This is a genomic window from Pseudomonas sp. GW456-E7, from assembly GCF_059424105.1.
On record NZ_JBWKZB010000001.1, the window covers coordinates 51,314 to 63,517 of the forward strand.

The following is a 12,204-nucleotide window of genomic DNA, read 5'->3' on the forward strand; positions in this document are numbered from 1 at the left end:
CTCGCTCCCACAGGGGAATGTGCTTTGGGCCGGGAGCCTAGCAGACGGTCGGTAGAAGCGACAGCTTGCGTGAACGGGATTGTCTGGTAGAATCCGCGGCCTAATTACGTGCGGTATTCAACAATAGTGTTGGGTGGCGGCACGCTAGCCTGAGGAAAACACCATGAAAGCGGATATCCATCCAGAATACCCAGCAGTTGCTGTTACCTGCAGCTGCGGCAACAAGTTCGAAACCCGTTCGACCTTCGGCAAAGCCCTGGCGATCGACGTTTGCAACGAATGCCACCCGTTCTACACCGGTAAGCAGAAGACTCTGGACACTGGCGGCCGCGTTCAGCGTTTCGCAGACCGTTTCGGTGCTTTCGGCGCGAAAAAGGCCTAAGGCCGATCAACTTGGGAAGCCGCTACGGTTTTTCCATGCTGATGAAAAAGGCGTCCCTCGCGGGCGCCTTTTTTGTGTCCGCGATTTGGCTGTCCGGCGCGCAGGCCTTTTGCCCAACGCCAGGCGGCCTGACACCCGTCGCGGTGCAGCGGGTGGTGGATGGCGACACCCTGCGTCTGAGCGATGGCCGCAATGTGCGCATGATCGGCTTGAACACGCCGGAGCTGGGCAAGCAGGGCCGTTCCGACGAGCCCTTCGCCGTGGCCGCGCGCAAGCGCCTTGAGGCATTGGTGGCGGCGAGTGACGGGCGGGTCGGGTTGGTGCCTGGCAAAGAAAGCAAGGACCATTACGGCCGCACGCTGGCCCATGTCTATGGTGCAGATGGCGCCAACCTCGAAGCGCAGATGCTTGCCGAAGGCCTGGGTTTCCAGGTGGCCGTGGCGCCGAACGTCGATCTGGTCGCCTGTCAGCAAGCCGCAGAGCGCAACGCTCGACAGGCCGGGCTCGGTGTGTGGCGCCAGTCGCCTGTACTGAAAGCGGAGCAGATCAGCACTTCCGGCTTTGCCGTGCTCAGCGGTCGTGTGAGCAAGGTGCAGCGCAATCGAGGTGGGGTTTGGATCGAGTTGCAGGACTCGGTTGTATTGCGCGTTGCACCCAATCTGCTGGCGCGTTTTGATGTGAATTCGCTGGAAAGCCTCAAGGGCAAGCAGATCGAGGCGCGCGGCTGGGTGCTGGATCGTTCGCGACGTGGCGGACTGAAAGCAGGGCAGGCGCGCTGGATGTTGCCCTTGACCGACCCGGCGATGCTTCAAGCGGTACAGTGATAAAAAATTGTAGACATTTTTTCCGTCGATTGTGAACAGTCCAGGCCTTGTGTGCCGTGGCTCTTGGCCCAAAGTCGTAGGGGCGGGCGCTTGACAGGGGTGACCAGTCAGTCTTGTGGGGACTTTGCGAGGCGCGTATCCTCGCTGACCAGTCTGTCCAACAGTAAAAAGCGGAATGCCAAAATGTCTGATCTGAAAACTGCCGCTCTCGAATATCACGCCAATCCTCGTCCAGGGAAGCTGAGTGTCGAGCTCACCAAGGCCACTGCTACCGCTCGCGACCTGTCGCTGGCCTACAGCCCGGGCGTAGCCGAGCCAGTACGCGAGATCGCCCGCGATCCCGAGCTGGCCTACAAGTACACCGGCAAAGGCAACCTGGTTGCAGTCATTTCCGATGGCACCGCGATTCTCGGCCTGGGTAACCTCGGCCCATTGGCCTCCAAGCCAGTGATGGAAGGTAAAGGCGTACTGTTCAAGCGCTTCGCCGGCATCGACGTTTTCGACATCGAAGTCGACTCCGAAAGCCCGCAGGCCTTCATCGACACCGTCAAGCGCATCTCCATCACCTTCGGTGGCATCAACCTGGAAGACATCAAGGCACCCGAGTGCTTTGAAATCGAACGCGCCCTGATCGAGCAGTGCGATATTCCGGTATTCCACGATGACCAGCACGGCACCGCTATCGTGACCGCGGCCGGCATGATCAACGCCCTGGAAATCGCTGGCAAAACCCTGCCGGAAGCCAAGATCGTCTGCCTGGGCGCCGGCGCCGCCGCCATCTCCTGCATGAAGTTGCTGGTGAGCATGGGCGCCAACATCGAAAACATCTACATGGTCGACCGTACCGGTGTGATCCACTCCGGTCGTGACGACCTGAACCAGTACAAGGCTGTGTTCGCTCACGCGACCGACAAGCGCACCCTGGCTGACGCCCTGCAAGGCGCTGACGTGTTCGTAGGCCTGTCCGGCCCGAACCTGCTGAGCCCTGAAGGCCTGCTGTCCATGGCGGCCAACCCGATCGTGTTCGCGTGCTCCAACCCTGATCCGGAAATCTCCCCGGAGCTGGCACACGCCACCCGTAGCGACGTGATCATGGCTACCGGTCGTTCCGACTACCCGAACCAGGTCAACAACGTACTGGGCTTCCCGTTCATCTTCCGTGGTGCCCTGGACGTTCGCGCCAAGCGCATCAACGAAGAAATGAAAGTCGCTGCGGCCAACGCCCTGCGTGAACTGGCCAAGCTGCCAGTGCCTCAGGAAGTGTGCGACGCCTACGGCGGCATCAAGCTGGAATTCGGCCGTGAGTACATCATTCCGAAGCCAATGGATGCCCGTCTGATCACCCTGATCTCCGATGCCGTGGCCAAAGCCGCCATCGAGACCGGCGTGGCGACCCTGCCGTATCCGAAGAACTATCCGCTGAAAAGCGTGGATGATGTGTTCAACGGCTAAGCCGTTGTAACGTTTCAACGAAAAGCCCCGGCTTGCGAGAGTCGGGGCTTTTTTGTGCCTGACAGTTTTGTGCCACCTGTCAGGGCCTCTTCGCGAGCAAGCTCGCTCCCACAGTGGGCGATGGTGTACATCGAATTTATGTACGCCGCTGATTCTTGTGGGAGCGAGCTTGCTCGCGAAGAGGCCGGACCAGACAACATCAAAACCGGCAGGCACAAAAAAGCCCCGCTCTTCTTTCGTAGGCGGGGCTTTTCAATATTGCTGCAATCAGAACAAATCGATCGGCGCAGCTTCATCTGCCGGCAGCGGACTGCCCGGCGCATTGCCGTTGCCGAGCTCGTTGCCCGACGGCGGCGTATCTTCGGCCTTGAACAGCTCGAAGTAGGCGCCTGGTGTGCCCGGGCTGGCTGCGCGACCGCTGACCGGATCGACTCGCAGGCTGAGGAGGCCTTCCGGCTCCGCTTGGGTATGCGGCGGCTTGCCTTTGAGTGCAGCGCCCATGTAGTTCATCCAGATCGGCAGCGCGACGGTGCCGCCGAATTCCTTGCGGCCCAGGCTTTCCGGCTGGTCGAAACCAGTCCACACGGTGGTCACGTAATCGGCGTTGTAACCGGAGAACCAGGCGTCCTTGGATTCGTTGGTCGTACCGGTCTTGCCGGCAATGTCAGGGCGGCCCAGGGCCAGTGCGCGGCGACCGGTGCCGAGCTTGATCACGTCCTCAAGCATGCTGTTGAGGATGTACGTGGTGCGCCCGTCAACGATGCGTTCGGCCACGGCGGGAGCTTGTGGTGTCGGCACAGTGCCCGGGGCTTCGCCCGGCGTCGCATTGACCGTGAAGGCTTGAGCCGCTGGTGCGGCAATGCCATCGCTGGCAGCGCCGCCCTGAGGCACGCTCGCCGGATTGGCGACGAACAGCGTGTCGCCGTTGCGGCTTTCAATCCTGTCGATGATGTACGGGGTGATCTTGTAGCCGCCGTTGGCGAAGGTGCTCCAGCCGGTAGCGATCTCCATTGGCGTCAGGGTCGCGGTGCCCAGCGCCAGGGACAGGTTGGGTGGCAGGTCCTGTTTGTTGAAGCCGAAGCGAGCGATGTAGTCGATGGTCTTGCCAACGCCCATTGCTTGCAGCAAGCGGATCGACACCAGGTTGCGCGACTTGTACAGCGCTTCACGCAGGCGGATCGGGCCGAGGAAGGTGTTGGTGTCGTTTTTCGGTCGCCAGACTTTGTCCAGGTACTCGTCGACGAACACAATCGGGGCATCGTTCACCAGGCTGGAGGCGGTGTAGCCGTTATCCAGTGCGGCGGCGTAGACGAACGGTTTGAAGCTCGAGCCCGGCTGGCGCTTGGCCTGCAGTGCGCGATTGTAGTTGCTCTGTTCGAAAGCGAAGCCGCCGACCAGGGCGCGAATGGCACCGTTCTGTGGGTCCAGGGACACCAGCGCGCCCTGGGCCTGCGGGATCTGGCTGAACTTCAGCGAGTTGTCCGGCTGACGCTGCACGCGAATCAGGTCACCGACCTGGGCCACGTCCGAAGGCTGCTTGGGGTTGGCGCCCATGCTGTTGGTGTTCAGGAACGGACGGGCCCACTTCATGGTGTCCCAGCTGACGTGTTCCTGGCCGGTGCGGGTCAGCACTTGCAGGCCGCTCTTGTCGACCTGGGTCACGATCGCCGGTTCCAGGCCGCTGATGGTGCGTTGCTTGGTCAGTTCGGTTACCCAGGCTTCACGCGTCTTGCCCGGAAGCCGCGACTCGGGGCCGCGATAGCCGTGGCGCTGATCGTAGGTCATCAGGCCTTCGTGGACTGCGGTGTTGGCCAGTTCCTGGAGGTCGCTCGGCACCGTGGTGGTGACGCGGAAGCCTTCGGTATACGCGTCGCTGCCATAACGCCCGACCATTTCGGCACGGGCCATTTCGGCGATGTACGGCGCGTTCACTTCCGGAGTCGGTACGTGATAGCTGGCGTTCAGCGGCTCGTTGATCGCGGCGGTGTAATCGGCCTCGGTGATTTTGCCGAGCTTGTACATGCGCCCCAGGATCCAGTCGCGACGTTCCTTGCTGCGCGCCGGGTTGGCCAGCGGGTTGAAGCGCGACGGCGCCTTGGGCAGGCCGGCAATCATTGCCATCTGCGCCAGGCTGACATCGCGGATCGATTTGCCGTAATAGACCTGCGCCGCCGCCTCGATGCCGTAGGCACGGTTACCCAGGTAGATCTTGTTGACGTACAGCTCGAGGATCTCGTCCTTGGTCAGCTGTCGTTCGATCTGCAGGGCCAGCAGGATTTCGGTGGTCTTGCGCGAAAAGCTGCGTTCGCTGGTCAGGAAGAAGTTCTTCGCCACCTGCATGGTGATCGTGCTGCCACCGGACTGGATGTGTCCGCTTTTGACCAGTTGGGTCGCGGCACGCATCAGGCTGCTGGGATCGACGCCGTAGTGGTTGGCGAAATTGTCGTCTTCAGCACTTAGTAACGCATTAATGAAATTGGGGGGAATGTCGGCGAAACGGATCGGTGTGCGGCGCATTTCGCCGAACTCTGCAATCAACTTGTTATCGCTGCTGTAGACCCGCAAAGGAATCTGCAACTGGATGCTTCTCAGCGCCTCCACGGACGGCAGCCCGGGACTAAGGTAGAGGTACGCCCCGCTCAGACCCAGAAGGAGTCCGCAGAAAACCGCGACGATGGACCAACCGAAAAACTTCAGCAGACGAATCAAGGCTTTTGGATATCCAGGGCAAAAATGAATTGGGCAACAGGGTTCAGGCTAAATGAGAACGACCCGCGCTTGAGCAAATGCGGAAAAAAACGCTGGGCATTATAAGCATTTTTCTGATCGGGAGCGCGGTTGGCGCTGCTGTCAAGACGGGCGGATTGAACGCAATGGACATTGCAGAGTCCGTAACTCACGGAAAGTCATAGGGAATTGGTAGTGCCAGGACTCTTCAACAAAAAATCCAGTACGCTCCTCGGAATCGATATCAGCTCTACCTCGGTAAAGCTTCTGGAATTGAGCCGTCAGGGCGAACGCTTCCGGGTCGAGGCTTATGCGGTCGAGCCGTTGCCGGTCGGCGCGGTGATCGAAAAGAACATCGCTGACCTCGAAGGCGTGGGGCTGGCCCTCGCGCGCGCGCTGACCAGGGCCAGAACCGGCCTCAAGGGTGTGGCCGTCGCTGTGGCAGGCTCGGCGGTGATCACCAAGATCATCGAGATGGATGCTGGACTTTCCGAAGACGAGATGGAAAGCCAACTGAAGATCGAGGCTGATCAATACATTCCTTATCCCCTGGATGAAGTTGCGATCGACTTTGAAGCCCAGGGGGCCTCCGCGCGCAACCCGGAGCGGGTCAACGTATTGCTCGCGGCTTGCCGCAAGGAAAACGTCGAGGTCCGCGAGGCCGCCCTGGCTCTGGCCGGGCTGACCGCCCGCGTAGTCGATGTCGAGGCCTACGCTCTGGAGCGTTCATTCGGGTTGCTGGCCAGTCGGTTTGCGGTTTCCGAGGGGCCTTTGACGGTCGCAGTGGTGGATGTCGGCGCCACCATGACCACCCTGAGCGTGTTGCACAACGGGCGGATTATCTACACCCGTGAGCAACTGTTCGGCGGTCGGCAGTTGACCGGGGAAATCCAGCGTCGCTATGGCCTGACGCTGGAGCAGGCGAGTCTTGCGCAAAGGAAGGGCGGCCTGCCGGATGATTATGCCGGTGAGGTCCTGCAGCCCTTTCAACAGGCACTGGTGCAGCAGGTGTCGCGCTCGCTGCAGTTCTTCTTTGCCGCCGGTCAGTACGGCGCTGTCGACCATATCCTGCTGGCTGGCGGTACCGCGTCGGTCCCGGGGCTGGACCGTTTGGTCGAGCAGCAATTGGGCACGCCGACCCTGATCGCGAACCCTTTTTCCGCAATGACGCTGGGCAGCAAGGTCAACGGTGCTGCCCTGGCGAGTGACGCCCCGGCGTTGATGATCGCCTGTGGTCTTGCCCTCAGGAGCTTCGACTGATGGCACGGATCAACCTTTTACCCTGGCGCGAGGAGCGGCGTGAAGTCCGCCGCAAACGCTTCCTGCTGGTCTTGGTGGCCGCTATGGCGGGCACGATGGGCGCGGTGCTGGTTGCCAACCAGGCCATCAGCCGTGCCATCGACCGGCAAATCGCCCGTAACGATTACATCGGCAGGCAAATCGCCGTGGTCGATGAGCGGATCACGCAGATCAATGATCTCAAGGCGCGCCGCCAGCAACTGGTCGAGCGCATGCGAATCATCCAGGGCCTGCAAGACAACCGCCAAATCAGCGGGCGAATATTTGACCAGCTGGCGCGGGCACTGCCTGAGGGCGTGTATTTCACCGAAGTGAGAATGACCGGAAAGACCTTGTCCATCACCGGTGCCGCGCAATCCAACAACCGTGTTTCAGACTTGATGCGCAACCTCGAGGCATCAGACTGGTTCGATGCGCCGAGCCTGACCGAAGTCAAGGCCGCAGCTGTCGGTCAGGTGGAGCAGGCCAACGTCTTCCAGTTGAGCGTTCGCCAGACTCAACCCGCAGCACCGGAGGGCGGCAAATGAGCCTGTCCGAATGGTTCGAAGGGCTGCGCAAGATCGACATCAATGATCTGGACACCAACAACATGGGGGCCTGGCCGCCGGCGATCAAGTGTCTGGTGGCCGGTTTGCTCATGCTTGTGGTGCTGGCCTTGGGCTACAACTTTTCCACTCGCGACCTCGAGAACCAGCTCGATTTGAAGCGCGAGGAAGAATTGACGCTCAAGGAACAGTTCGCCGGCAAAGTCCGCATGGCGGCGAATCTCGATCTCTACACCCAGCAGTTGAAGGAGATGGAGAACGCTTTCGGCGTGCTGTTGCGGCAACTGCCCGGCGACACCGAAGTGCCTGGCTTGCTGGAAGACATCACGCGTACAGGTCTGGGCAGTGGCCTGGAGTTCGAGGAGATCAAGTTGCTGCCGGAGGTCGCCCAGCCGTTTTACATCGAGTTGCCAATCCAGATCACGGTCACCGGGGGCTACCATGACCTGGCCACCTTCGTCAGTGGCGTGGCCGGGTTGCCGCGAATCGTCACCTTGCACGATTTCGACCTTGCCCCCGTCAGTCCCCAGGGTGCTCCGAAACTGCGCTTGAGCATCCTCGCCAAGACCTACCGCTACAACGAAACGGGGCGGCATCAATGACCCTGGCGCGTTGTATTCCGATGGTGCTGTTGCTGTCTGTTCTGTCCGGTTGTGGCGCTGGCGATGACTACAGCGATCTGGACGCCTACCTGAGCGAGATACGCCTGCGCGGGCCGGGCGGTATTGAACCAACGCCGGTATTCCGGTCTTACCCGACATTCACCTACGACGCAGGGAATCTGCGCAGTCCGTTTTCACCACAGGTCAGCACTGATCTGGCGGCCCATCGGCGGGGTTCGCGCAACGTCAAGCCCGACCCGGACCGGGTCAGGCAATACCTCGAAGGTTTCAACATCGAGCAGTTTGAAATGGTCGGCACCCTTTCCAATGCGACGGGCTCCTTTGCCCTGTTGCGCGGGGCGGGTGGCGTGCACCGCCTGAAAGTCGGTGATTACCTGGGGCGTAATGACGGACGAGTCGTTGCGATCAGTGGTTCGCAAGTCGATGTGGTTGAAATTGTCCCTGATGGTCAGGGCGCGTGGCTGGAGCGTCCCCGGACCATCCCTTTAAAAGAGCACTCATAGTGGAACCCGAATAATGAACAGGATTTTCTCCGCCTTCGGCCTTTCGCTATGGATAGCGATGTTGTCGCCGATGGTACAAGCGGCCAATCTCAAGGCGCTGGATGTCGCTGCGCTGCCGGGAGACCGGGTCGAGTTGAAGTTGTCGTTCGATGCGCCGCCCCCGTTGCCTCAGGGCTACATGACTGAGTCGCCGGCCCGGATTGCGCTGGATTTGCCGGGTGTCGCCAGTCAACTGGCCAGCAAGACTCGCGATCTCGGTAGTGGAAATGCCCGCAGTGCAACGGTGGTGGAGGCCGGGGACCGTACGCGATTGATCATCAACCTGGCTCAGTCGGCCCCGTACGACTCGCGAATTGAAGGCAACAATTTGCTGGTGGTAGTCGGGCAGGGGGTCAAACCGTCGGCAATCCCGGCAATCCCGGCACGCGCCGCTGCGACGCCAGGCAAGGCCATTCGGGGTGTGGATTTTCAGCGAGGCACACAGGGCGAGGGCAACGTGGTGATCGACTTGTCGGACCCATCGATTGCGCCCGACATACAACAGCGTGAGGGCAAGATTATTGTCGGGTTTGCCAAAACCCGATTGCCCGAGTCGTTGCGCGTGCGTCTGGATGTGAAGGATTTCGCCACGCCCGTGCAGTTCGTCAATGCCAGCGCAAGCGGCGATCGAGCCACCATCAGCATCGAGCCCGGTGGTGCGTTCGATTACTCGACTTATCAGACCGACAGTAAACTCACCGTCAGCGTTCGCCCGGCGACGGTCGACGACCTGCAAAAGCGCAATGCCGGGCAACAGGCCTACAGCGGCGAGAAACTTTCGCTGAATTTCCAGGACATCGATGTACGCTCGGTGCTGCAACTGATCGCCGATTTCACCAACCTCAATCTGGTGGCCAGCGATACGGTGCAGGGTGGCATCACATTGCGCCTGCAGAACGTGCCGTGGGATCAGGCGCTGGATCTGGTGCTGAAAACCAAGGGGCTGGACAAGCGCAAGGTCGGTAATGTCCTGCTTGTTGCGCCGGCCGATGAAATTGCTGCTCGTGAGCGTCAGGAACTGGAATCACAAAAGCAGATTGCCGATCTGGCGCCGTTGCGCCGGGAACTGTTGCAGGTGAATTACGCCAAGGCGGCGGACATCGCCAAGCTCTTCCAGTCGGTGACCAGTGCCGAAGCGAAACCCGACGAACGGGGGTCGATCACCGTCGACGAGCGCACCAACAACATCATTGCCTACCAGACCCAGGACCGGCTTGATGAGCTGCGCAGGATCGTCACGCAGCTGGATATCCCTGTGCGTCAGGTCATGATCGAGGCGCGCATTGTCGAAGCCAACGTCGACTATGACAAAAGCCTCGGGGTGCGCTGGGGCGGATCGATACAGAACAGGGGCAACTGGAACACCTCCGGTGTCAGCAATGGACTCAACGGTTCATCGACCATCGGCACGCCCGGCAGTACCAGCACCAACTCACCGTTCGTCGACATGGGCGTCGCCAACAACACCTCGGGAATCGGCATCGCGTTCATCACCGATAACGTCTTGCTGGACCTGGAACTGACGGCCATGGAGAAAACCGGCAACGGCGAAATCGTCTCGCAACCCAAGGTGGTCACGTCCGACAAGGAAACCGCCAAGATCCTCAAGGGCACCGAGATTCCCTATCAGGAGGCCAGTTCCAGTGGCGCGACTTCGGTGTCGTTCAAGGAGGCCTCGCTGTCGCTGGAGGTGACGCCGCAGATCACGCCCGACAACCGGATCATCATGGAGGTGAAGGTGACCAAGGACGAGCCGGACTACCTGAACAAGGTCCAGGATGTACCGCCGATCAAGAAAAACGAAGTCAACGCCAAGGTCCTGGTCAACGATGGCGAGACCATCGTCATTGGCGGCGTTTTCTCAAATACTCAGAGCAAGGTCGTAGATAAGGTGCCATTTCTTGGCGATGTGCCGTATCTTGGCCGCCTTTTCCGGCGTGATGTGGTTTCGGAGAAAAAATCCGAGCTGTTGGTATTCCTCACTCCGCGTATCATGAATAATCAGGCGATTGCTGTGAGTCATTGATTCTGTGCGAAATTTGATTCTTGTAGGACCGATGGGTGCTGGAAAAAGCACCATCGGCCGGTTGCTGGCCAAAGAGCTGCGCCTGCCATTCAAAGATTCCGATAAGGAAATTGAATTGCGCACGGGCGCCAATATCCCTTGGATCTTCGATAAAGAAGGCGAACCGGGCTTTCGTGATCGCGAGCAGGCAATGATTGCCGAGCTGTGCGATTACGACGGAGTGGTGCTGGCGACAGGTGGGGGCGCGGTCATGCGCGAAGCCAATCGTCGGGCACTGCATGCCGGTGGGCGGGTGGTTTATCTGCATGCGTCGGTCGAGCAGCAGGTCGGCCGCACGGCCCGTGACCGCAATCGGCCATTGTTGCGTACCGCCGATCCGGCCAAGACCCTGCGGGACCTGTTGGCGATCCGCGATCCGCTTTACCGGGAAATTGCCGACCTGGTGGTCGAAACCGATGAGCGACCGCCGCGAATGGTCGTACTCGACATTCTAGAGCGCCTGCAGCAGTTGCCACCCCGTTAAAGCGCCGCGCGAAATGCGCTATCCTCGGCGTCTCGCCATGACCGCTCAAGGTTGTGGCGGATGGCTACCGAACGGCGTCACACCAGCAGATGCCGTGGATATTCGTTAACTCAAGGCAGGACGCCTGATTCATCTTCACTGTGGGGACACATGCAGACACTCAAGGTCGATCTAGGCGAGCGCAGCTACCCGATTCATATTGGCGAAGGTTTGTTGGATCAGCCTGAGCTGCTGGCCCCGCACATTCGTGGACGGCAAGTAGCGATCATCTCCAACGAGACTGTTGCACCGCTCTATCTCGAGCGTCTGACCCGCAGCCTGGCGCAGTTCTCGGTGATTTCCGTGGTGCTGCCCGACGGTGAAGCCTTCAAGACCTGGGAAACCCTGCAACTGATTTTCGACGGTCTGCTGACCGCGCGGCATGATCGCCGCACCACGGTAATCGCCCTCGGTGGCGGTGTGATCGGTGACATGGCCGGCTTTGCCGCCGCCTGCTACCAGCGCGGCGTCGATTTCATCCAGGTTCCGACCACGCTGCTGTCGCAGGTCGACTCCTCGGTGGGCGGCAAGACCGGGATCAACCATCCGCTGGGCAAGAACATGGTCGGCGCCTTCTATCAGCCGAACGTGGTGCTGATCGATACCGCCAGCCTCAATACCCTGCCGGCGCGCGAACTGTCCGCCGGTCTGGCGGAAGTCATCAAGTACGGGCTGATCTGTGATGAGCCGTTCCTGACCTGGCTCGAAGACAACGTCGACCGCCTGCGCAACCTGGACCAGCAAGCCCTGACCTATGCCATCGAGCGCTCCTGCGCGGCCAAGGCCGCGGTGGTCGGTGCCGATGAGAAAGAGACGGGCGTTCGTGCCACGTTGAACCTGGGCCACACTTTTGGCCACGCCATCGAAACCCACATGGGCTATGGTGTCTGGCTACATGGAGAAGCGGTGGCTGCTGGCACCGTGATGGCGCTGGAAATGTCCGCGCGACTGGGCTGGATCAGCGAGCAGGAGCGTGATCGCGGTATTCGTCTGTTCCAGCGTGCAGGGCTGCCGGTCATTCCGCCAGAAGAGATGACAGAAGCCGATTTCCTCGAACATATGTCCATTGATAAAAAAGTGATCGACGGTCGTTTGCGCCTGGTGCTGCTGCGCCACATGGGTGAAGCGGTGGTGACCGACGATTATCCGAAAGAGGTTCTACAGGCCACGCTGGGGGCAGACTACCGCGCCCTGGCTCAGCTTAAAGGTTAATAAGAACACG

11 protein-coding genes are annotated in these 12,204 nt (G+C 60.3%); 10 read left to right on the forward strand and 1 reads right to left on the reverse strand.

What is annotated here, in order from left to right:
• Positions 1 to 163 precede the first annotated feature (163 nt).
• The 3 genes from rpmE (at position 164) to AC07YV_RS00250 (ending at position 2,658) form a co-directional block, all read left to right on the forward strand.
• Positions 164 to 382 carry a 50S ribosomal protein L31 gene (gene rpmE / locus AC07YV_RS00240; RefSeq protein ID WP_008047849.1) on the forward strand — a complete coding sequence of 73 codons (219 nt, stop codon included), beginning with the start codon at positions 164 to 166 and terminating at the stop codon, positions 380 to 382.
• Between the two features lie 35 nt (positions 383 to 417).
• Complete coding sequence (locus AC07YV_RS00245; RefSeq protein WP_102698567.1) at positions 418 to 1,206, forward strand: thermonuclease family protein; 789 nt, start codon at positions 418 to 420, stop codon at positions 1,204 to 1,206.
• 183 nt (positions 1,207 to 1,389) lie between these two features.
• Positions 1,390 to 2,658: a malic enzyme-like NAD(P)-binding protein gene (locus AC07YV_RS00250; RefSeq protein ID WP_007989306.1), complete on the forward strand. Its 1,269-nt coding sequence runs from the start codon at positions 1,390 to 1,392 to the stop codon at positions 2,656 to 2,658.
• Between the two features lie 267 nt (positions 2,659 to 2,925).
• Here the strand turns inward: AC07YV_RS00250 and AC07YV_RS00255 are convergent, their stop codons facing one another.
• The gene (locus AC07YV_RS00255) at positions 2,926 to 5,367 is read right to left on the reverse strand and encodes a penicillin-binding protein 1A (protein ID WP_102698568.1); all 2,442 of its coding nucleotides are present in this window, start codon (positions 5,365 to 5,367) and stop codon (positions 2,926 to 2,928) included.
• Between the two features lie 213 nt (positions 5,368 to 5,580).
• On the opposite strand from AC07YV_RS00255, the gene AC07YV_RS00260 reads away from it, so the two are divergent.
• The 7 genes from AC07YV_RS00260 (at position 5,581) to aroB (ending at position 12,194) form a co-directional block, all read left to right on the forward strand.
• Positions 5,581 to 6,645, forward strand: a complete 1,065-nt coding sequence (locus AC07YV_RS00260; protein WP_102698569.1) for a pilus assembly protein PilM — start codon at positions 5,581 to 5,583, stop codon at positions 6,643 to 6,645.
• The gene (locus AC07YV_RS00265) at positions 6,645 to 7,211 is read left to right on the forward strand and encodes a PilN domain-containing protein (RefSeq protein ID WP_102698570.1); all 567 of its coding nucleotides are present in this window, start codon (positions 6,645 to 6,647) and stop codon (positions 7,209 to 7,211) included. The genes AC07YV_RS00260 and AC07YV_RS00265 overlap by 1 nt, the downstream gene beginning before the upstream one ends.
• Positions 7,208 to 7,831, forward strand: a complete 624-nt coding sequence (gene pilO, locus AC07YV_RS00270; RefSeq protein WP_102698571.1) for a type 4a pilus biogenesis protein PilO — start codon at positions 7,208 to 7,210, stop codon at positions 7,829 to 7,831. The genes AC07YV_RS00265 and pilO overlap by 4 nt, the downstream gene beginning before the upstream one ends.
• The gene (locus AC07YV_RS00275) at positions 7,828 to 8,355 is read left to right on the forward strand and encodes a pilus assembly protein PilP (protein ID WP_102698572.1); all 528 of its coding nucleotides are present in this window, start codon (positions 7,828 to 7,830) and stop codon (positions 8,353 to 8,355) included. Before pilO ends, AC07YV_RS00275 begins: the two co-directional genes overlap by 4 nt.
• A gap of 13 nt (positions 8,356 to 8,368) precedes the next feature.
• Positions 8,369 to 10,420 (forward strand): type IV pilus secretin PilQ, encoded by a 2,052-nt coding sequence (locus AC07YV_RS00280; protein ID WP_102698573.1) that lies wholly within the window; start codon positions 8,369 to 8,371, stop codon positions 10,418 to 10,420.
• A gap of 4 nt (positions 10,421 to 10,424) precedes the next feature.
• The gene (gene aroK / locus AC07YV_RS00285) at positions 10,425 to 10,943 is read left to right on the forward strand and encodes a shikimate kinase AroK (protein WP_015093141.1); all 519 of its coding nucleotides are present in this window, start codon (positions 10,425 to 10,427) and stop codon (positions 10,941 to 10,943) included.
• Between the two features lie 150 nt (positions 10,944 to 11,093).
• On the forward strand, positions 11,094 to 12,194 hold the full coding sequence (gene aroB, locus AC07YV_RS00290; protein WP_007975598.1) for a 3-dehydroquinate synthase: 1,101 nt from the start codon (positions 11,094 to 11,096) through the stop codon (positions 12,192 to 12,194).
• Positions 12,195 to 12,204: the final 10 nt, after the last annotated feature.

Excerpts from the sequence above, each read along its gene's own strand:
- rpmE (WP_008047849.1), top strand. The coding sequence starts at position 164 with ATGAAAGCGGATATCCATCCAGAATACCCAGCAGTTGCTGTTACCTGC.
- AC07YV_RS00245 (WP_102698567.1), top strand. The coding sequence starts at position 418 with ATGCTGATGAAAAAGGCGTCCCTCGCGGGCGCCTTTTTTGTGTCCGCG.
- AC07YV_RS00250 (WP_007989306.1), top strand. The coding sequence starts at position 1,390 with ATGTCTGATCTGAAAACTGCCGCTCTCGAATATCACGCCAATCCTCGT.
- AC07YV_RS00265 (WP_102698570.1), top strand. The coding sequence starts at position 6,645 with ATGGCACGGATCAACCTTTTACCCTGGCGCGAGGAGCGGCGTGAAGTC.
- pilO (WP_102698571.1), top strand. The coding sequence starts at position 7,208 with ATGAGCCTGTCCGAATGGTTCGAAGGGCTGCGCAAGATCGACATCAAT.
- AC07YV_RS00275 (WP_102698572.1), top strand. The coding sequence starts at position 7,828 with ATGACCCTGGCGCGTTGTATTCCGATGGTGCTGTTGCTGTCTGTTCTG.
- AC07YV_RS00280 (WP_102698573.1), top strand. The coding sequence starts at position 8,369 with ATGAACAGGATTTTCTCCGCCTTCGGCCTTTCGCTATGGATAGCGATG.
- aroB (WP_007975598.1), top strand. The coding sequence starts at position 11,094 with ATGCAGACACTCAAGGTCGATCTAGGCGAGCGCAGCTACCCGATTCAT.